The 20,083-nt window shown below is 72.6% G+C and carries 15 protein-coding genes and 5 tRNA genes; 12 read left to right on the forward strand and 8 right to left on the reverse strand.

Features of this window, described 5'->3' with window-relative positions; translation table 11 throughout:
* Positions 1-15 precede the first annotated feature (15 nt).
* Entirely contained in the window at positions 16-2,409 is a 2,394-nt protein-coding gene (locus NIE79_RS13145) for a phosphoketolase family protein (RefSeq protein ID WP_238678926.1), read from the forward strand.
* An 11-nt stretch (positions 2,410-2,420) separates the two neighbouring features.
* Positions 2,421-3,278: a universal stress protein gene (locus tag NIE79_RS13150; RefSeq protein WP_238678823.1), complete on the forward strand. Its 858-nt coding sequence runs from the start codon at positions 2,421-2,423 to the stop codon at positions 3,276-3,278.
* Between the two features lie 12 nt (positions 3,279-3,290).
* Here the strand turns inward: NIE79_RS13150 and NIE79_RS13155 are convergent, their stop codons facing one another.
* Both NIE79_RS13155 and NIE79_RS13160 read right to left on the reverse strand, forming a co-directional pair.
* The gene (locus tag NIE79_RS13155) at positions 3,291-3,758 is read right to left on the reverse strand and encodes a hypothetical protein (RefSeq protein WP_238678824.1); all 468 of its coding nucleotides are present in this window, start codon (positions 3,756-3,758) and stop codon (positions 3,291-3,293) included.
* Positions 3,755-4,273, reverse strand: a complete 519-nt coding sequence (locus NIE79_RS13160) for an RNA polymerase sigma factor (protein ID WP_238678825.1) — start codon at positions 4,271-4,273, stop codon at positions 3,755-3,757. The genes NIE79_RS13155 and NIE79_RS13160 overlap by 4 nt, the downstream gene beginning before the upstream one ends.
* A gap of 220 nt (positions 4,274-4,493) precedes the next feature.
* Between NIE79_RS13160 and NIE79_RS13165 the strand changes: the two genes are divergently transcribed.
* Genes NIE79_RS13165 through NIE79_RS13180 form a run of 4 tightly spaced genes read left to right on the forward strand, consistent with a single transcriptional unit; the run spans position 4,494 to position 12,073 of the window.
* Positions 4,494-5,426 (forward strand): ABC transporter ATP-binding protein, encoded by a 933-nt coding sequence (locus NIE79_RS13165; RefSeq protein WP_238678826.1) that lies wholly within the window; start codon positions 4,494-4,496, stop codon positions 5,424-5,426.
* On the forward strand, positions 5,423-6,145 hold the full coding sequence (locus NIE79_RS13170; protein ID WP_238678827.1) for an ABC transporter ATP-binding protein: 723 nt from the start codon (positions 5,423-5,425) through the stop codon (positions 6,143-6,145). Before NIE79_RS13165 ends, NIE79_RS13170 begins: the two co-directional genes overlap by 4 nt.
* Before the next feature lie 7 nt (positions 6,146-6,152).
* Positions 6,153-9,317, forward strand: a complete 3,165-nt coding sequence (locus NIE79_RS13175; RefSeq protein WP_238678828.1) for an FtsX-like permease family protein — start codon at positions 6,153-6,155, stop codon at positions 9,315-9,317.
* Positions 9,314-12,073, forward strand: a complete 2,760-nt coding sequence (locus NIE79_RS13180) for an FtsX-like permease family protein (RefSeq protein WP_238678829.1) — start codon at positions 9,314-9,316, stop codon at positions 12,071-12,073. Before NIE79_RS13175 ends, NIE79_RS13180 begins: the two co-directional genes overlap by 4 nt.
* 85 nt (positions 12,074-12,158) lie before the next feature.
* On the opposite strand, the gene NIE79_RS13185 is transcribed toward NIE79_RS13180, so the two are convergent.
* Together NIE79_RS13185 and NIE79_RS13190 are read right to left on the reverse strand one after the other, a co-directional pair.
* A tRNA-Val gene (locus NIE79_RS13185) sits at positions 12,159-12,233 on the reverse strand.
* Positions 12,234-12,259: 26 nt separating this feature from the next.
* Positions 12,260-12,332, reverse strand: a tRNA-Gly gene (locus tag NIE79_RS13190).
* Positions 12,333-12,479: 147 nt separating this feature from the next.
* On the opposite strand from NIE79_RS13190, the gene NIE79_RS13195 reads away from it, so the two are divergent.
* Positions 12,480-12,722, forward strand: a complete 243-nt coding sequence (locus tag NIE79_RS13195; RefSeq protein WP_091400768.1) for a DUF6458 family protein — start codon at positions 12,480-12,482, stop codon at positions 12,720-12,722.
* Between the two features lie 172 nt (positions 12,723-12,894).
* Here NIE79_RS13195 and NIE79_RS13200 read toward each other — a convergent pair whose 3' ends face one another.
* Complete coding sequence (locus tag NIE79_RS13200; protein WP_091400764.1) at positions 12,895-13,476, reverse strand: TetR/AcrR family transcriptional regulator; 582 nt, start codon at positions 13,474-13,476, stop codon at positions 12,895-12,897.
* A 116-nt stretch (positions 13,477-13,592) separates the two neighbouring features.
* Between NIE79_RS13200 and NIE79_RS13205 the strand changes: the two genes are divergently transcribed.
* Together NIE79_RS13205 and NIE79_RS13210 are read left to right on the forward strand one after the other, a co-directional pair.
* A complete protein-coding gene (locus NIE79_RS13205; RefSeq protein ID WP_238678830.1) occupies positions 13,593-14,327 on the forward strand; it encodes a GNAT family N-acetyltransferase in 735 nt (244 codons plus the stop codon).
* 165 nt (positions 14,328-14,492) lie between these two features.
* Positions 14,493-14,981: a winged helix-turn-helix domain-containing protein gene (locus NIE79_RS13210; RefSeq protein WP_274524046.1), complete on the forward strand. Its 489-nt coding sequence runs from the start codon at positions 14,493-14,495 to the stop codon at positions 14,979-14,981.
* 62 nt (positions 14,982-15,043) lie between these two features.
* Here NIE79_RS13210 and NIE79_RS13215 read toward each other — a convergent pair.
* The 3 genes from NIE79_RS13215 to NIE79_RS13225 form a co-directional block, all read right to left on the reverse strand.
* Positions 15,044-15,118: transfer RNA gene (locus NIE79_RS13215), tRNA-Val, on the reverse strand.
* A gap of 13 nt (positions 15,119-15,131) precedes the next feature.
* Positions 15,132-15,202, reverse strand: a tRNA-Cys gene (locus NIE79_RS13220).
* Between the two features lie 34 nt (positions 15,203-15,236).
* A tRNA-Gly gene (locus NIE79_RS13225) sits at positions 15,237-15,309 on the reverse strand.
* Positions 15,310-15,696: 387 nt separating this feature from the next.
* On the opposite strand from NIE79_RS13225, the gene NIE79_RS13230 reads away from it, so the two are divergent.
* The 3 genes from NIE79_RS13230 to NIE79_RS13240 all read left to right on the forward strand — a co-directional run bounded on the left by NIE79_RS13230 (position 15,697) and on the right by NIE79_RS13240 (position 20,034).
* Positions 15,697-16,299, forward strand: a complete 603-nt coding sequence (locus NIE79_RS13230; RefSeq protein WP_238678831.1) for a TetR/AcrR family transcriptional regulator — start codon at positions 15,697-15,699, stop codon at positions 16,297-16,299.
* 82 nt (positions 16,300-16,381) lie between these two features.
* Positions 16,382-16,963 carry a TIGR03086 family metal-binding protein gene (locus NIE79_RS13235; protein WP_238678832.1) on the forward strand — a complete coding sequence of 194 codons (582 nt, stop codon included), beginning with the start codon at positions 16,382-16,384 and terminating at the stop codon, positions 16,961-16,963.
* A gap of 140 nt (positions 16,964-17,103) precedes the next feature.
* Positions 17,104-20,034 (forward strand): M36 family metallopeptidase, encoded by a 2,931-nt coding sequence (locus NIE79_RS13240; protein ID WP_238678833.1) that lies wholly within the window; start codon positions 17,104-17,106, stop codon positions 20,032-20,034.
* Positions 20,035-20,083 lie beyond the last annotated feature (49 nt).

The following is a 20,083-nucleotide window of genomic DNA, read 5'->3' on the forward strand; positions in this document are numbered from 1 at the left end:
GCGAGAGGCAGCATGATGGAGACCGCTCTCGACGTGCACCGCGCCCTCACCGACGACGAGCTGCGTCGGCTGGACGCCTACTGGCGCGCCGCGAACTACCTCACCGTCGGGCAGATCTACCTGCTGGACAATCCGCTGCTGCGCGAGCCGCTGACCCCCGACGACATCAAACCCCGGCTGCTCGGGCACTGGGGCACCAGCCCCGGCCTCAACCTGATCTACGCCCACCTCAACCGGGTGATCGTGGCGCGCGACCTCAACGCCATGCTGGTCACCGGCCCCGGCCACGGCGGTCCGGCCATCGTGGCGAACACCTGGTTGGAGGGCACCTGGTCGGAGCGCTACCACGACGTGGCCCGCGACGAGGCCGGGATGTCCCGGCTCTTCCGCCAGTTCTCCTTCCCGGGCGGCATCCCCAGCCATGTCGCTGCGGACGTGCCGGGTTCGATCCACGAGGGCGGCGAACTCGGGTACGCGTTGAGCCACGCCTACGGCGCCGCGTTCGACAACCCGGACCTGCTGGTGGCCTGCGTGATCGGCGACGGCGAGGCGGAGACCGGGCCGCTGGCCGGCAGTTGGCTCTCCGACGTGTTCCTCAACCCGGCGCGCGACGGCGCGGTGCTGCCCATCCTGCACCTCAACGGCTACAAGATCGCCAACCCGACCGTGCTGTCCCGGATCCCCGAGACCGACCTGCTCGACCTCATGCGCGGTTCGGGCTACCAGCCGTACGTGGTGGCCGGTGACGAACCCGCCCGGGTGCACCGGACCCTCGCCGCGACCCTGGACCGCGTGCTGAGCGAGATCGCCGAGATCCAACGGCGGGCCCGCTCCGGAGGAGTCGTCGAACGTCCCCGCTGGCCGATGATCATTCTGCGGACGCCAAAGGGCTGGACCGGCCCGCGTGAGGTCGACGGCACCCGGGTGGAGGGCACCTACCGCGCCCACCAGGTGCCACTGTCGGGCGTCCGCGACAACCCGGCGCACCGGGCCGAACTGGAGCACTGGCTGCGCAGCTACCGGCCGGAGGAGCTGTTCGACGCTACCGGCGCACCGGTGGAGGAACTACTGGCGCTGCCGCCGCGCGGTGACCGGCGGATGAGCGCCAACCCGGTGACAAACGGCGGCGTGGTGCTGCGCGACCTGACCCTGCCGGACTTCCGCGACTACGGCGTGGAGGTACCCGAGCCGGGTACGCCGATCGCCGGCGCGACAGGGGTCCTCGGTCCGTGGATCCGCGACGTCATCAGCGCCAACCCCCAGACGTTCCGGCTGTTCGGCCCGGACGAGGTCGCGTCGAACCGGCTGGGTGCGGCGTTCGAGGTGACCGACCGGGTCTGGGTGGCCGCCACAGTGCCCGGCGACGACCACCTCTCCCCCGACGGGCGGGTGATGGAGGTGCTCTCCGAGCACCTGTGCCAGGGTTGGCTGGAGGGCTACCTGCTGACCGGCAGGCACGGCGTGTTCACCAGCTACGAGGCGTTCATCCACATCGTCGACTCGATGCTCAACCAGCACGCCAAGTGGCTGAAGGTGACCCGTGCCATCCCCTGGCGGCAGCCGATCGCCTCGCTGAACTACCTGCTGTCCAGCCACGTCTGGCGGCAGGACCACAACGGCTTCTCCCACCAGGACCCGGGCTTCATCGACCACGTCGTCAACAAGAAGGCCGAGGTGGTGCGGGTCTATCTGCCGCCGGACGCCAACACACTGCTCGCCACGATGGACCACTGCCTGCGCAGTCGGCACTACATCAACGTGGTGGTGGCCGGTAAGCAGGCCGCCCCGAACTGGCTGACGATGACCGAGGCGATCCAGCACACCCGGCGTGGCCTGGGCATCTGGGAGTGGGCCAGCAACGACGGCGGCACCGAACCGGACGTGGTGCTCGCCTGCTGCGGAGACGTGCCCACCCTGGAGACGTTGGCCGCCGTCGAGCTGCTGCGGCAGAACCTGCCGGCGTTGAAGGTGCGCCTGGTCAACGTGGTCGACCTGATGCGGCTCCAGCCGGACACCGAGCATCCACACGGCCTGACCGACAACGAGTTCGACACCATCTTCACCGAGGACCGGCCGGTCATCTTCGCGTACCACGGTTATCCGTGGCTGATCCACCGACTCACCTACCGCCGCAGCAACCACGACAACCTGCACGTGCGCGGTTACAAGGAAGAGGGCACCACCACCACCCCGTTCGACATGGTGATGCTCAACGACCTGGACCGCTTCCACCTGGTCATCGACGTCATCGACCGGGTGCCCGGGCTGGCCGCCAGCGCCGCGCACCTGCGCCAACGGATGGTCGACGCCCGGCAGGCGGCCCGCGACTACACCCGCGAGTACGGCGAGGACGACCCCCAGGTCGCCGAGTGGCGCTGGGTCCGCGAAACCGACCCGACCACCCCCTGAAGGAGGACGACGTGCGCGACGCGGAGATCCTGGTCGGCTACGACGGCTCGACCGACGCCTCGGTGGCCCTGAACTGGGCCGTGGAGGAGGCGCGGCACAGCGGCCAGCCGGTGCGGCTGGCGTACGTCTTCGAATGGCTGACAGTGGCCAGTTGGGTCGGCCCGGGCGTGGCCCCCGGCGTGTGGCCGGACGACACCGCCCGCCGGCAGGTCGAGGACCTGGTCCGCAGCGCCGCGGCGGACGCCACAGCGGCGAACCCCGGGCTGCGGATCACCGGCGAGGTGTACGACGGGCCGCCCGCGCTGGTGTTGCAGGAACGCTCGGCCGAGGCCGGGATGCTGGTGCTCGGCAGCCGGGGTCACGGCGGCTTCGGCGGCCTGCTCGCCGGGTCGACGGCGGTCTCGGTCGCCGCGCACGCCCACTGCCCGGTCGTGGTGGTCCGGGACGGGGCCGGCAGCGCCGCGACCGACACGTCGAACCACCCGGTGACGGTCGGGGTGGACGGCTCGGACCCGTCGCTGGTGGCGCTCGGCTTCGCTGCCGAACGGGCGGCGCAGCGGCAGCTGCCTCTGCGCGTCCTGCACGCCTGGACACCGGGCCCCGGCGGGGCGGCCGGGGTGCCCGACGAGCGCGCCGCCGTGGAGCAGGCGCTGGAGCCGTGGCGGCGAACGTTCCCCGACCTGGCGGTGACCGTCGACCTGGAGTCGACAAGCCCGTCGACGATGCTGATCGAGGCGAGTCGGGACGCGCGGCTGGTAGTGGTCGGCAGCCGGGGCCGGGGCGGGCTGGCCGGCATGCTGCTCGGCTCGGTGAGTCAACAGCTCATCCAACACGCCGCCTGCCCGGTCGCGGTGGTCCGCGAACGCTGACGACAGACGTGTTCACCTGTTGCCCGTCGCCTGCCCGGCCAGCTCACTCCTGCGGCGCAGCAACGCCGCTCGCGTCCGACGGGCCGCCCGCAGGTTCAGCGCCGCCACCGCGCCGAGTAGGAGCACCACGCCCAGCAACGCCGGCTCCAATTCGTGTCGGAGCAGGCTGATGGCCAACGCGCCAACGCCGAATGCCAGCCAGGCGGCGATGCCGAGCCAGCCGGCGACCACCCGGTCCCTGGCGAACAGCGGAGCCCGTCGGGTCACGGCCCAGCCACCGAACACCGCCCAGCACAGGCCGATCGCCACCAGGACGGCGAAGGCCACGTTCGTGCGCGTCGGCAACCCGGGCTCGGTGGCCCAGAGCAGCCCGATCAGGGCGCTCGCGGTGAGACCGGTGAAGGCCAGCGCCAGGTAGCCGACCCGCCTGCGCAGCGACAACGGCGCGTCCAGGCGCGCCAGCACCTCTTCCGGAGTCATGCCTCGTACCCCTTCCGCACCAGCTCGTGGCGTAACAACCTGCGGGCCCGGTTGAGCCGCGACTTGACCGTGCCGACGGGTACGCCGCAGATCTGCGCGCAGGCGTCCAGCGGCTGATCCTCCAGGTGGAACAGCAGAAGCACCTCCCGTTCCCGAGCGGGGAGCGCCGCCAGCGCCCCGGCCAGCGTCTCCCGGTTGACGACCTCCTCGGCCTCGTCGGCGCCCGGCAGGTCGTCGACAGGTTCGGGCTCCGGGCGGGCGTACGCGTCCCGCAACCGGTTCATCACCGCCCGGCGGGCGATGATGAACAGCCATGGGGTGAACCGTTCCGGCTGCCGCAACTTCGGCAACCCCTTGAAGACCGCCAACCAGATCTCCTGCACCACATCGTCGTCGGACCCACCGAGCATCCGCCCGACGTACCGCTCGACCGCCGGATGCCAGCCCTGCACCAACTCGGCGAACGCCTCCCGTTCACCCAACTGGCAGCGGACCACCAGCAACTCATCGCTCATCGGCCCTCCTTCGCCTGTTCAGTCGGCGTGGACGCCCGGCAGGTTCACGATCCACCACAGCGAAATCCGGCCTCGGCTGGTGGAGGGTCGCGGCGGTGGACCCTCGCCCAGAATGCAGGAAAGCCACCCCGGGCATGGTCAACAGAGCCGGCTGTTGCGAAACTGCTTCAATCTGCGTCAGCACGGGCAATCGAGGCGCACGACCCGGACGGAGAAGGGCATGTCCAGCACGCCGCTGTCCCTGCCGCAGCCATCCGCGCGGACGCCCGAGTTCGGCCGGGACGCGCTCATCGTCTGCGAGAACCTGGTGCGGATCTACCAGACCGGTTCGATCGAGGTGCAGGCACTGCAAGGACTGGACCTGGCCGTGGAGAGCGGCGAGCTGGTCGCCGTCGTCGGTGCCTCCGGGTCGGGCAAGTCGACACTGCTCTCCATCCTGGCCGGCATCGACGCCCCCACCGCCGGGCGGGTCCGGGTCGACACATGGAATCTGCTGACGATGTCCCGCGCCGACCGGGTGGACTACCGGCGGCGCACCGTCGGGTTCGTACGGCAGCAGACGGCGAGCAACCTGATCCCGTACCTGACCGCACGGGAGATGGTGGACCTGCCGATGACGGCGGCCCGCACCGCGAAGAAGGAGCGCCGGGAGCGCGCGGCCGAACTGCTGGACAGCCTCGGTGTCGCCGACTGCGCCGATCGGCGCCCCGGGCAGCTCTCCGGAGGGCAGCAGATGCGCGTCGCGATCGCTGTGGCGCTGGCCAACCAGCCACGGGTCCTGCTCGCCGACGAGCCGACCGGCGAGCTGGACGCCGCCACGTCCGCGGAGGTCTTCGGCGTGCTGCGGGACGTCAACCGGCGCTACGGCGTCACAGTCGTCGTGGTCACCCACGATCCGGAGGTCAGCGGCCAGGTCGAACGGACCGTCGCGATCCGGGACGGGCGCACCAGCAGCGAGGTGCTGCGCCGCACCACCACCGACGCGGAGGGCGACACGCACATGATCGCCGAGGAGTACGCCGTGATGGACCGGGCCGGGCGGGTCCAGGTGCCCCGCGATTTCCGCCAGGCGCTGGCGCTGACCCGACGGGTCCGGCTGGCCCTGGAACCCGACCACATCACGATCCGCCCCGACTCGGGAAGTGGCGAATGAGTAGCGAGCCGCTGCTCAGCGTGCGCGGCGTACACCGGCGCTTCCGCACCGGGCCGACAGTGGTGCACGCCCTGCGCGGTGTGTCGTTCGACGTGGCCGCCGGTTCGATGGTGGCGCTCGTCGGCCGGTCCGGCTCGGGCAAGACCACCCTGCTCAACGTCATCGGCGGCCTGGACCGCCCGGACGCCGGCACCGTGCACGTCGACGGCACCGACGTGACCGCGCTCGACGAGGACGGCCTGTCCCGGCTGCGGCGCGAGAAGGTGTCGTACGTCTTCCAGAGCTTCGGGTTGATCCCGGTGCTGTCGGCGGCGGAAAACGTCGCGGCCCCGCTGCGGATGGCCCGCGTCGCCCCCATCGAGCGCGAGCGGCGGGTCGAGTTGCTGCTGGAGCTGATCGGCCTGGCCGACCACGCCCGACAGCGGCCGGCCGAGCTGTCCGGCGGCCAGCAGCAGCGGGTCGCGATCGCCCGCGCGCTGGCCGCCTCGCCCCAGCTTCTGCTCGCCGACGAGCCCACCGGGCAACTGGACGCCGAGACAGGCCTGTCGGTGATGGCCCTGCTGCGCGGGATAGTCGAATCCGAAGGCGTCACCGTGCTGGTGTCGACGCACGACGCGGTGATGATGGCCCTGGCCGACCGGGTGATCGGCATCCACGACGGGCACCTCGACGAGCAGGCAGCCGGGCCGCCGTACGCGCCCGCGCCGGACGCCGGGTGACGCGACGATGAGGCTGGTCAGCCGGCGCGCCCGCGCGCAGTGGCCGTTGCTGGCAGCCCTCCTCGGGGTCGTCACTATCGGCGCGACAGTGCTGGGTACCTGCACCCTGCTGGTCACCCGCACCGCCGAGCGGGCACTGGAGGTCGCCATGGCCCGCACCGCCCCCGCCGCGGTCGACGTGACCGTCTACACCGGCACCGTCGAGGGCCCGAACACGCCGTCCGTCGCCGCCGACACCCGCACCGCGGTGGCCTCCACGCTCGCACCGTTCCCGGTGACGACAACCGCGCGGGCGTCGACAGTGCTGCGGGCGCTGCCGCCCGGGCTCGCCGAGGGCACCACAGTCGCAGCCCAGGCGTACCTGTCGGGGCTGGACGACCTGCCGACCCGGAGCGAGCTGGTGACCGGGCGCTGGCCACAGCACCCTGGCGACGCGGTGCTGCTGGAGTCCACCGCACACCTGCTCGGCCTCACCCCCGGCCGCCGGGTGCGCCTCGGCGCCGAACTGGCCCACGCGCCCGTCCCGGCCATCGACGTGCTCGTCGTCGGTGTGGTCCGCCCACTGCCGGGGCGCGGCTGGGACCGCGACCCGCTGGCCGCTGCCGGCTCCGCCACCGGCTACCGGGACGGCCGCTTCATGCAGCCGGTCAACGCCTACGGCCCGTTCCTCGTCGACCTCGCCGACCTGGTCACCACCGGTGCCACAGTCGACCGGATGGAGGTCACCGCCCATCCGGACCTGTCCCACCCCGAGCGCCACGACCTGGAGACCGTGGCCGGGGCCGTCCGCGACGCCGACCGCCTGCTGGCGGGCACCCTCGGCGACCGCGTCCGACTCGCACGCGTCTCCTCCGAGCTGCCGGCGACCCTGCGCTCAGCTGAGGACCAACGGCACGTCACCGCCGCGGTCGTGCTCGCCATCGCCGCGCTCGGCGGCGTCCTGGCCGCGACGGCACTCGTCCTCGCCGGCCGGCTGACCACTGGCATCCGCGCCGACGAGACGGCCCTGCGATCCGCCCTGGGCGCCAGCCGTCGCCAACTCGCCGCCACCGCGACACTCGAGGCCGGGCTCGTCGCCGCCGTCGCCGCAGCGCTCGCGATGCCGGCCTCGTCGGCACTGCACGCCGGCCTGACCCACCTGCCGCCGCTGGACGGCGCCGGCCTGACCGTCCGGCCGGCCATCACCGATGCCCAGGTCCTCGCGGTCGCCGGCGGAGCGCTGGTGCTCGCCGCCGTACTCATCGTCCTGGCGATCCGGCCCGTCCCGGCAGCCGGCGACCAGCGCACCCGCCGCGAACTGCTGGCCCGATCCGGCGTCGACCTGATGCTCGCGGTGTTCGCCGCCGTCGGATGGTGGCAGCTGTACGCACAGCCCACCACCGCCAGCCCGCGTGCCGACGCGGTCCGGGTGCTCGCGCCGGCGCTGCTGCTCACCGCGGGCGCCGCCCTGGCTCTTCGGGTGGTGATGCCCGCCCTTCGCGGCGCCGACCGGTTGGCGTTCCGTGCCCGCGGGCTGGCGCTTCCGCTGGCGGTCGCCGAGACCGCCCGCCGGCCCCAGGCGGTCGCCGCCGGGCTGCTCGTCGGCCTGGCCTGCGCGGCCGGAACCTTCGGCCTCGCCTTCGACAACACGTGGCACCAGTCGCAGCGCGACCAGGCCGCGCTCTCCGTCGGCACCGACCTGGCACTCACCCTCAGCACGGCGCCGGTGGCCGGAGACGGCGCGGTCGTCAGCGCGGCCACCGCGGGGGCCGTGAGTCCGGTACTCCACCGTGGTACCGCCGTCGGTCAGTGGCTCGGCAGCGCCGGGGATGCGCCGCGCCTGGTCGCCGTCGACACCACCCGCGCCGACGCGCTGCTGCGCGGGCGGCTGGACGGCGACCGCGGTTGGGCGGACGTGGGCGCCGCGCTGGCACCCCGCACCCGGGTCACCGGCCTCGCCGTTCCGGCTGGCGTCCCGCTCGTCCTGAGCGGGACCGCCGACGGCGACAGCCCGCTCGTCGTGACGCCCCGGCTGCTGCTCCAGGACGCCAGCGGCCTACGCACGTCCTGCACCGGTCCCGCCGTACCGCTCGACGGCCAGGCGTTTCGGCTGCCCGCCTGCGCGACAGCTGACGGGCTGCGCCTCGTCGCGGTAGCCCTGCCGGTCACCGCCGACGAGGTCGGCGGACCCGTCGCCGTAGCCGTCACACTCACCGTGCCGCCCGCCGGGTCGGCGGAGAGGTCCACTGACGGATCGGATTGGACCGCCACGTCGGCGCCGCCGATCCCGAGCAGGTTGCGCGACCTGACCGTCGGGGTGTCCGCCACGCCGACGGGAACCGCGCTGCGGATGGCCGCGACCGTCGACCTCGGCGGCGCCGAGGACGCCGCCCGGACCCTCGTCGCCACTGCCTTCCCGGACCCCGGACCGGTGCCCGTCGCCGTCTCCGCCCGCTTTGCCAGCGAGGTCGGCGCCGAGAGCGGCAGCCAGCTCAGCGTCACTGTCGGCATCACGCCCGTCCCGGTCGTCGTCACCGAGGTCGTGCCGTCCGTACCGTCCGCCCCTGGCGCCGTCGCCGTCCTGGCCGACCTGGACACGCTGTCCCGGGCACGCGCCGTCACCGGCAACCTGACGTTCCCGGTCGACGCCTGGTGGGTCGGCCACCCAGCCCGTCCCGGTGCCGCCGAGCGGGCCACCGCCCTGAATCTGGGCACCGTCGCGACCCGTGAGGCGGAGACCGCCCGCCTCATCGGCGGCCCGCTGAGCGCCGGGCTGCCGGCCGCGCTCCGGCTCATCGTCCCGGCTGCGGCCCTGCTGCTGCTCGCCGGCGTCGTCCTGCACGTCACCTGTGATCTACACGTCCGCGCCGTCGAGGTGGCGCGGCTGCGCGGCCTGGGGATGTCCCGGCGCGACATCCGGGCCGTGCTGCTCGGCCAGCACGCCGGCGTGCTGCTGCCCCTGCTCGCGGCAGGCGCGGTCGTCGGCGCGCTCGCCACCCGTGTCGTCGCTCCCCTGCTCGTGCGCTCCGGCACCGGCGCCACGCCCGTCCCGGCCACCCAGCCACACTGGCCGTGGCCAGCCGAGGCCGCACTCCTCGCCGTACTGCTGGCCGGATGCGTGTTGGCGGTCGCGGTCGTGGTCACCGTTCAGGTCCGCCGGGCCGACGCCGCGCACCTGCGGGTGGCGCCGTGAAACGGTGGCTGACCCGCTGGCGGCTGGCGCTGCACTGGCCCAGCATTCGTGGCCGTGGCCGTACCGACGCCGGACCGCTGCTGCTCACCGCCGCCGTCATCGCGGCCGTCGCGCTGCTCGCCGGGGCCGCGCCGCCGCTGCTCCGCGCCGCCGCCGACAACGCCGTCCAGGACACGGTCCGCCGCGCCGGCACCGACTCGAACGTCCTCGTCCACGCCAACTGGGAACGCGACGACGGGCCGACCGGCGGGCGGGTCCGGATGCCCCGGCTCGCCGAGGACCTCGACGACTTCCGCGCCCAAGCGACCGACGCGCTCGGGCCCGACCTGGACGCCGCGCTGCTCCCACCCATCGCCGCTGTCCACGGCCCGATCCTCAACCTCACCGACGGCAGTGTGCCGCGTACCTTCCAGTTCACCTACCTGGCCGGCGACGCCGGCGGCCCGGACGTGGCCTGGCTCGCCGGCAGCCCACCCGGCCCCACCGTCTCCGACGAGTACGTCGAGACCCCCTACGACGGACCGCCCTGGCCGGTGCAGGTCGGCCTCTCCGAGGTGGACGCCACCGCACTCGACCTCGGCCCCGGCGATCGAATTCCGGTCAAGGACGGCCGGGGTCGCGACAGAGACGTCCGGATCAGCGGGATCTACCGACCCGCGGACAGCACCGCCCCTGCCTGGCGACTCGCCCCGGCGCTACTGCGCCCCGTGCCCGGTGCCGACGGCGCGGGGACCACCCGGTTCGCCGGCCTGCTGTCGCGCGAGTCGTTACCGGACGCCCGGCTCGCCGTCGACGAGGACGAACTGCGGCGCACCGTCCAGTTCGCGCCCGAGCCCGAGGCGCTCACCTGGGACGCCACCGCGGCGCTCGCCAGCCAGGTGGTCAAGCTCAAGGCAGCCTCCGGCTCGTCGATCGACCGCGACCAGTCCCTGAAGTGGCAGTCGCAGCTCGACACCGTCCTGCGCGACGCCAGTACACGGAACAGCGCGGCGTCCGCACAGGCCGCCGTCCTGCTCGCCGGGGTGCTGACCGCCACGGTGCTGGTCCTGCTGCTCGCCGCCGACCTGCTGGTCCGCCGCCGTACCCCGGTGTTGAGCGCCGCCCGGCAGCGTGGGGCGGCGCTACCCGACCTCGGTGCGGAACTGATCATCGAGTCCACAGTGGTGTCGGTGTCGGCCGCCGCCGTCGGGCTCGCGCTCGCCCGCGCGGCTGCTCCGGGCGTCTCGTGGACCTGGGCCGTTCCCGTGGTCCTGGCCGGTGCCGTCGCCGGCCCGGCGTTCGGCACCCTCGCCGCCGCCCGCGCCAGCCGCGACCGGCGCCAACCCGCCAACCAGGCCGCTCGGCGCTGGATCCGGGCCACCGGCGAGTTGCGCCGCGCCGCCGTGGAGGCCGCTGTCCTGATCGCCGCGGTCGCCGCCTTCGTCACACTGCGCCAGCGCGGGCTCCTGCCCCTGGACTCCGACGGCGACACCAATGAGCTGACCGGCGACCTGATCCTGCCGATCAGCGCCCTCGCCCTGGGCGCGCTCGTCGGCGCGCTCGTCCTGCTCCGGCTACTGCCCCTCGGGGCGCGCTTCGCCCTCCGACAGGCCCTGCGCTCGCGCCGCCCGCTGGCCGTGTTCGGTGCCGCCCAGGCGGCCACAACGGCCGGGCGCACGCTGCCGCTGCTGGTTCTGGTCAGCACCACGGCGCTCGCGTCGTTCGCGCTCATCCTCGGCGCCACCGTCACCCGGGGCCTGGCCGACGGCGCGTGGAGCACCGTCGGCGCCGACGCCCGCCTCGACGTCGGCGCGGACGCCGAGGCCGCCACGCCCGCACTCGCCGAGCGCATCGCCGCCGCACCCGGGGTGGAGCAGGTCGTCGTCGCGCAGGTCACCGACTCGGCACGCGTCTTCAGCGAATCGACACTGCTCACCCCACGCCTGGTCGTCGTGGACACCGCCGCGTTCCAGCGCCTGCTGGCCACCACTGCGCTGCCCGACGCTCCGGCGTTGACCCGGCTCACGGCACCCCGTCCTGGCACCGGGGACGTGCCGGCACTGGTGCGATCGAGCGACGGCGCGCTGCGGACCGGCATGCCGCTGCAGCTACCCCGGGAGAGCGGCCCGGCGATCCGTCTCGCCGCGGTCGGTACCGCTCCCTCCGTCGGCGGCACCGACGACGTCGTCATCGTGGACGCCGCGGCCCTCGCCGACGCCGGGCTGCCCGTCGCCGCGAACACCGTCTGGGTGACCGGGCCCGGCGCGGCGCGGGCCGTGTCGAACACCGGCGTCGCCGCCGACGTCGTGCTGCGGGCGGACGTGCTGCGGGCGCAGCGGGTGGCTCCGCTGACCGCGGGGCTGGTACGGCTGGCGTGGACGGCCGCCGCCGTGCTGCTGGCGCTGGGGTTGCTCGGCCTCACGCTCGCCGCCGCCGCCGGTGCGTCGCAGCGGTGGCAGACCCTGACCCGGCTGCGAACCCTGGGCCTGCGACCACGCGACGCCCGCTGGGTCGCCGCCGGAGAGCTGCTGCCGCCGGTCGTCGTCACCGCGGTATGTGGCCCGCTGCTCGGGGCTCTGCTCGCACGCCTGACGCTCGGCCCGCTCGACCTGCGGCTGCTCACCGGCCAAGCCGCCGACCCGGCCGCTGTCCTGCCGTGGTGGCTGCTGGGCCTGGTGAGCGTGGCGCTGCTGGCGGCGGCCGCCACTGTCGTACCTGTCGAGTCGGCGCTGCGGCGACGCGACCGGCTGAGCGAGGTACTCCGAGCCGGCGACTGACCGATGGTCTCTCCATGCTGGAGGCAGAAACGCAGAGACCCGCTACCGGTCATCCGGTAACGGGTCAGCTGATCTGCTGTATAGATGGTGGGCGATACTGGGTTTGAACCAGTGACCTCTTCCGTGTCAAGGAAGCGCGCTCCCACTGCGCCAATCGCCCGTGGCGGCCCCGTGGGGCGCATCGCGAGCGGACGACGGGATTCGAACCCGCGACCCTCACCTTGGCAAGGTGATGCGCTACCAGCTGCGCTACGTCCGCACGTCCCCGACAAGCGCCGGTGACAGGTGAACTCTACCCGATGCCAAGATCGCTTGGCACGGCACCCTGACCGGTCGCGGTTGCGCTGGTCCCTGCCGGGGTAGTTAAGGGCTCGACAGCGCACCACACCCCCTTAAGGAGGCTGTCGTGGGTATCGGCACCAGCATCTTCCTGATCGCGCTCGGCGCGATCCTCACCTTCGCACTGGACGCGAGCGTCGGCGGCATCAACCTCGACGTGGTCGGCTGGATCCTGATGGGCGCCGGCGTGCTCGGCCTGATCATGACCACGCTGATCTGGGGTCGCCGCCGCCAGGTGGTCACCACCACCGAGCAGCCGGTGGAGTACCGCCAGGTCGAGGAGCGGCGGGACATCGCTCCGCCGCTGTGACCGGACCACCTCCATCGCTGGCGGAGCCGCCAGATCAGCGTGATTCCGGGCCGGCCGCCTCGCCGAAGGCAGCCGGCCCGTCGGCAACGCGATCGGTGGCAGCCCAGGAGGGATGCGTTCGGCGTGTCGAGTCGCTGAACTGCCAGCGATCGCCGCGAGAACGCGGGACACGTCAGTCCAGGCAGGTGAGCGCGACCTCGGCATAACGCGTCAGCGCCGCCCGGTCCGGGTTGATGGCGCCCATCACCCGCAGGCCCTGGAGGCTGGTCACCAGGAAGCCGGCCAGGTCGGTGGCGCTGCGGTCGGTGGTGATCTGACCCCGCAACTGCGCCTCGGCGAGCAGGTCGTAGAGCGCCAACTCCAGGGACTGGGTGGTCGAGCGAAGGCGCTCGGCGACCCGCACGTCCTGGTGTGCCCGTTCCATCGACGCGCCGACGATGAGGCAGGAGAGGTGCCGGCCGTCGCCGGTGATGTCGTCGACGGTGCCGATGAACACCTCACGGATGACCGCTCGCGCGTCGTTGCCCGAGCGCAGCAGATCGACCATCGGTGTGGCGTAGCGCTGCCGGTACAGGTCGAGCACCGCCAGGTAGAGGCCGTCCTTGCTGCCGAACGCGGCGTAGATCGAGCCGCTGCCCAGCCCGGTCGCCTCGGAGAGGTCCCGCATGGAGGTGCCCTCGTAACCCTTGCTCCGGAACACGTCCATGGCAGCGTCGACCGCGGCGTCGAGGTCGAACTCACGGGTGCGGGCCATGACTGAACGTTACACGCTATCTGGAACGATCGTCAAAGTATCGCCGGTCACAGCCGCCGAAAAGAGCCGTTTCCGCTGGCGGAGAGGGGTGCGCGCCCCGCGTTACGATCCAGATCATGGAGTCTCTCGACGCGGTGCTGGCCGCGCACCGGGCGTACCTGCTCGGTTGGAACATCGGTGTCGCCGGGGATCCGGACCTCCCGACCTACCGCAGTGACGTGCCGCACCCACCCCTCAACGGCGTTCTGCGGATGGTCGGGCGCACACCGCAGGACGCGCTCACCGAGGCCCGGAAGCGCCTGCACGGCGTACCCCGGATCTGGTGGATTGGCCCGGACAGCGACGCCGGCACTGCGGACGGCCTGGTCTCCCTCGGCGCGGTGCAGGTTGCCCGGATGCCGATCATGACCGTGGGGATCGGGGCGGTGGCCGATGTGCCGACCCCCGCCGACGTGCAAATCGCCGAGACCACCGACCTCGCCACGTTCGTCACCGCCTATGCCCGGGTGTCGGGAATCCCGGCGGACGGCGTGGCGGCGACGATCGAACGAGAGAAGGCGTTCACCGGCGACGGCACAGTGCTCCGGCTGGCCGGTCGCCTCGAGGACGGCCGGGTGGTCGCGACGGCCGTCGCCTGGATCAGCCACGGTCTGGTCACCCTCTACTTCGTCGGCACCCAGCCGGAGCAGCGCCGCAGGGGCATCGGCGCGGCCATGACCAGGGTCGCCCTCGAGCTGGCTGGCGAGCGCGGTGCCCGCACCGCCGCACTCACCTCCTCGACCCTCGGCGAGTCGGTCTACCGCGGCCTCGGCTTCCGCCCGGTGGGCGAGTTCCGCCTGTTGACCTTCTGAAAGCGAGCGCGCGGCCCGGCGAGCGCCGGTGGCCGCCGCCCGGAAACCATTGACTACGGAGTTCGGACAGCGTTGTCTTTTACTGGCGCCTGGGGAGGTACGACAGTGATCGACGATGTGTCCCTCGTGTTCTGCGTGACCGCCGACGTGTCGGTGCGCGAGCGGATGGTGCGGCGCCTGGACGGTCTCGGCACCCTGGTGATCTGCACCGACCTCGCGGAGTTGCAGGCGATGATCGGCGGGCCGGTCATCAGCGGGCCGGCGCGACTCCCCGCCCCCACCACGGCGTCCGCCCCCGCTCCGGCCGTGGCCGCAGCCGCTCCGGCCGCTGCCGCTCCAGCCGTGGCCGTGGCTGGTCAGATCAGCTTCGGTGACCTCACCATCGATCCGCTCGACCATCGGGTGACGTGGCGCGGAGAACCGCTGGCCCTGACCCGACTCGAGCGCAACCTGCTCACCCAACTCGCCACCGCACCGGTCGGAGTCTGGACGTACCAGCGACTCTTCGAATCGGTCTGGGGCTGCGCGTTTCTCGGCGACACGTCGACCCTGCACTCGGCCGTGAAGCGGTTACGTCGCAAGCTGCACGCCGTCGACGACGCCCTGCGCGTGCACACGGTGCGGGGCATCGGCTACCGGCTCAGCGTCGACTGACAACCGTGGCGTCACAAGCGAAACGGCTCGTCACCGGATCTCCCGGTGACGAGCCGTTCTCTTGGTGGGCGATACTGGGTTTGAACCAGTGACCTCTTCCGTGTCAAGGAAGCGCGCTCCCACTGCGCCAATCGCCCGTGCTTGTTGCCGAGGTGGGGACGGGATTTGAACCCGCGTACACGGCTTTGCAGGCCGTTGCCTCGCCTCTCGGCCACCCCACCGAGGTTGCCCCCGTCATGCGTGGCGGCAGCTCCGAGCGGACGACGGGATTCGAACCCGCGACCCTCACCTTGGCAAGGTGATGCGCTACCAGCTGCGCTACGTCCGCACGCCCCCGGACGTTCCCGGGTGACGGATGAGAACTTTAGCCGAGCCGCTGTTGGACTGCCAACTCGGGGTCGCCTCGGCGCGTCAGGGGTGGCTGGGGCTGGACCGGAGCCACTCTCGGAGGGCTTCCTAGGGGGCTGGCCTGGTGCCTGGATCCCGCACGGACCGTCACACTCCGACATTCGTCGGCAATGATCGTCATCATCGCGTCGCATGCCCGACCATCGACGTCTCGGCGACTCGGCACTGGGCAGCGGACCTCGGCGAACACTCTCCGTCGAACGACCGACGACACCCGAAAGAAGTGTCCGGCTTCCGACTGTCACCGCGTGAATCGGCGCGCGGTGGTAACTGTTCGTGTTCAGTCGGATGGGCTACGGTAACGGTCGTGACGAGACGTGCGGCCGAGATCCGCCTGGATGCCCTGCTGCGCACCGCCTGCGACGTGATCGTGGAGCGCGGTCTGGCCAACACCCGGACGGCGGACGTGGCGAATGCCGCGGGCGTGAGTCAGGCGTTGGTTTTCTACCACTTCGCCACGAAGGAGCGGCTGCTGGCGCAAGCCTTCGCCTACGCGGTCGAGCAGGATCTGGCCCGGCTGGACGCGGTCACCCGCTCGTCGGCCACACCGCTGACCAAGCTCCGCCGGATCCTCAAGCTCTACACCCCCGCCGGGCGCGCGACCTCCTGGTCGATGTGGATCGACGGCTGGTCCGAGTCTCTGCGTACCCCCGAGTTGGAGAAGGTCTCCCGCCGGCTCGACCTGCGCTGGCGGCAGGACCTGGCGGCGGTGATCACCGCCGGGGTGGCCGACGGCACCTTCCAGTGTGCCGACGCCGACGGAGCCGCCTGGCGGATCAGCGCGGTGATGGACGGCCTCGCCGTCCAACTCGCCGTGCACGACCGGGTGATCTCCCGGCGGCAGTTCGGCGAGTGGGTCCGGCTGGTCACCGCCCGAGAGCTCGGCCTGGACCTGGCCGACCTGGACTGAGCCGGGCAAGCAACACCAATCCCCCACACCAGGCCGGGCAAAACGGACTCGGCCCGCCCCGCCGACCGGAACAATCGGCAGCATGGATCTCCTGGAGGCGTACCGCCGGAGCCTGGCCGAATTCATCGACCGGGTGGACCAGATCGAGCCCGGCCAGTGGTCCGATCCGACGCCCTGCTCGGACTGGGACGTCCGCACCCTGGTCAACCACGTGGTGACCGAGGACCGGTGGAGCGTTCCACTGCTCGCCGGCCGGACCATCGACGAGGTCGGCAACCGGCTCGACGGTGACCAGCTCGGCGCCGACCCGATCGCGACGGCCCGGGAGGCCGCCGCGCAGGCCGAGATCGCCGCCACCCACCCCGGCACCGTCGACCGCACCGTGCACCTCTCCAGCGGCGACACCCCGGCCACCGAGTACCTCCGGCAACTCCTCGCCGAGCACCTCGTGCACGGCTGGGACGTGGCGGTGGCGATCGGCGCGCAGCCACGGCTCGACCCGGACGCGGTGCACGCCGCCTCCCAGTGGTTCGCCGGCCAGATCGACGCCTACCGGCGCAACAACCTGGTCCACACCGGGGTGCAGGTGCCCGACGACGCCGACGAGCAGGACCACCTACTGGCCGCGTTCGGCCGCGACCCCAACTGGGCGCCAGGCGACTGAGCAAATCTCGATCTGTTGGCGCGATAGCGGCTCGGGACCTTGCCGTGACCTCGGGAGGCTGATATCCACAGATGCGCATGCGTCACCGCGCATCTGTGGTCGGCGACTCGTCGGCCATTCCGCTCCCACGAGGAGGTCCCGTGCCACAACCGGAGTGGTCACCCCCGATGAGCCGGCGTGTACGCCGGCTCATCGCCATCCTGGCGACGACGGCGACGGTCGCCGCGCTGCTCCCCACCGGCGTGAGCACCGCGGCCCCCACCGGCGGCGCGGCGTCCGCCGAGCGCCGGTCCGGGCCGTTCGCCGAGGGACACACGCCCGCCGACGCCGACAATCGCACCGGTACGGCGGCACCCGACGCCCGCCAACGCGGCCTGGCCCGCGCCGTCGACCCCGACGTCCGGTGGAACCGGCTCGGCACCCCGCAGGCGCTCGGCCCCGGCCGCACTCCGCTGGCCAGCGGGCTGCCCGCCGACCCGGAGGCCGCCGCCCGCGCCTACCTGGCCGCCAACAACTACCTGTTCGGCATGGACGCCGCCATGGTGGCCAGCATGGAACGGGTCCTGGTCCGGCCCATCGGCAGCGGCACAGTGGTCACCCTCCGGCAACGCTTCGGCGATCTGCCCGCCGGGCCGGACGGCCTCGTCACCCTCGCGGTCGCCGACGGCGCGGTGCTCTCGGTCAGCTCCTCGCTGGCCCGCAACACCGGCACGCCGTCGCCAGCCACCCGTACCGCCGAGCAGGCGTACGCTGCCGCGCTCGCCGACGCCAAGCTGACCGCCGACGCGGTGGCCAGCCACACCATCCGGTCGGTGGCCGTGCCCACCCCGCTGGACGGTCCACGGGCCGCCTACGAGGTGACCATGATCGGCGCGGACACCGAGCATCCGGCCGCGTTCACCAGCTACGTGGACGGCAGCACCGGACAGGTGCTGGTCCGCGAGGACCTCGTCGACTTCGACTCCGACAACCCGAGTTGGGCGGTCTTCCCGGCCACCCCGCCCCGCGACCTCGGGCCCGGGCAGGACCCCCGGGTGCGCTGGTGCGGCGACCCGACCCCCGGCTGCCAGGCCGCCTTCCGCGACCCGGCCACCGGCCAACCGTGGGATGTCGACGCGGCAACCGGCACGCCGACCTTCACCTCGCGCGGCAACTCGGCCAGCACTGTGCTGTCCTGGGGTGCGAACACCCCGGTCGTGCCGGCACCCACCAGCCCGGAACGCCGCTACGAGTACCAGTTCACCGACCAGTGGCACCAGGCCCGGTGCAACCCGGGGGTGTTCACCTCCGCCCAGCGCAACGACGCGGACGCGTCGATCGCCAACCTCTTCGCCATGCACAACCGGATGCACGACTGGTCGTACCAGCTGGGCTTCACCGAGTCGGCGTGGAACCTCCAGGCGGTCAACCTGACCCCGTCCGGCCTGGGCGGTGACGCCGAGCAGGGCCGCGCCCAGCAGGGCGCGCTGACCGGCAACCGGAACAACGCCAACCAGGGCACCCCGCGCGACGGGCTGCCGCCGACCACCAACATGTACCTCTGGCAGCCCCAGGCCGGTGGGCCGTACCCGCCCTGCGTGGACGGCGACTACGACATGACGGTGATCGGTCACGAGTACACCCACGCGATCACCAACCGGATGATCGCCGGCCCGGACAGCGGGATCAGCGGCCACCAGGGCGGGTCGATGGGTGAGTCCTGGGGCGACCTGCTCGCCGCCGAGTACCTCTTCCAGCACGGGCTGCGCGCGCCCGGCGAGACGCCCTTCATCACCGGCGGCTACGTCACCGGCAACCTGGTCAGCGGCATCCGCAACTACGACCTGAGCCGCAGCCCGCTCAACTACTCCGACATCGGCTACAACACCGCCGGCCCGGCCGTGCACGCCGACGGGGAGATCTGGGGCGCCACCAACTTCCGAGTCCGCTCCGCCCTGGTGAAGCGGTACGGCCTCGGCACCCCGCAACGGCAGCTCGACTGCGCACTGGGCAAGGTCGCGGCCGATCAGTGCCCGGGCAACCGACGCTGGTCGCAGCTTGTCTTCGACTCGTTCCTGCTCCAGGCCGCCAGCCAGGTCAGCATGCTCGACATGCGTGACAACATGCTCACCGCCGACCTGCTCCGCTTCGGCGGGGCGAACCAGGACCTGATCTGGGCCGAGTTCGCCCGCTCCGGGATGGGCCGGGACGCCGCCACCTTCGGCGCCGGCGACACCGACCCGACGCCGAGTTTCGCCTCGCCGCGCGGTGGCAACGCGACGCTCACCCTGCGCCCGCGCGGGGACAGCGCCGACGCGCCGATCCGGGTGTACGTGGGGGCGTACGAGGCGCGGGCCGTGCCGGTGGCCGACACCGACCCGGCGACGCCGATCCCGGACACCGTGGAGATGGTGGCCGGCACGTACGACCTGCTCGCCGTGGCCCCCGGCTTCGGGCACCAGCGGCTCAGCGCGGTCGCCAAGGCCGGTCAGGACGGGTACGTCGACCTGCGGATGAGCCGCAACCTCGCCTCCAGCGCGTCCGGCGCCACAGTCACCGGTGACGGGGTCAACCTGGACCGGGTCGTCGACGACACCGAGGCGACGAACTGGGCGTCCCTGGACGGGGTCGCCGGCCGGCAGCTCACAGTGGCGCTGCCGGGCGACGCCCCGCGGACGGTCAAGCGGGTGAACGTCAGCGCGATGCTGCGCCCGGCGATCACCGGCGACGCCGACACCGGCGCCCAGAACGCGCTCAGTGCGCTGCGCTCGTTCGCGGTGTCCGCCTGCAACGCGACGACCACCGACTGCGCGGATCCGACGCGTTGGCAGCGCATCTACACCAGCGCGGGGGACGCGTTCCCCGGCGGGGCGTACCGGGCGTACAGCCGCGACATCAACCTCCGGACGTTCGCGGTGCCCACCACCCTCGCCACCCACCTGCGCCTCGAGGTGCTGGCGAGCCAGTGCACCGGTGGCCCGAACTACGCGGGCGAGCAGGACGACGACCCGGCCACGACGACGGACTGCGCGACCGCCAGCCCGGCCCGGAGCCAGGTCAGGATCGCCGAGTTCCAGGCGTTCTCGAAGTGACACAGTGGGGCCGGCGGATGTCCGCCGGCCCCACTGCCCCCGATCATCC

Source organism: Micromonospora trifolii (genome assembly GCF_022229005.1).
Classification (GTDB): Bacteria; Actinomycetota; Actinomycetes; order Mycobacteriales; family Micromonosporaceae; genus Micromonospora; species Micromonospora trifolii.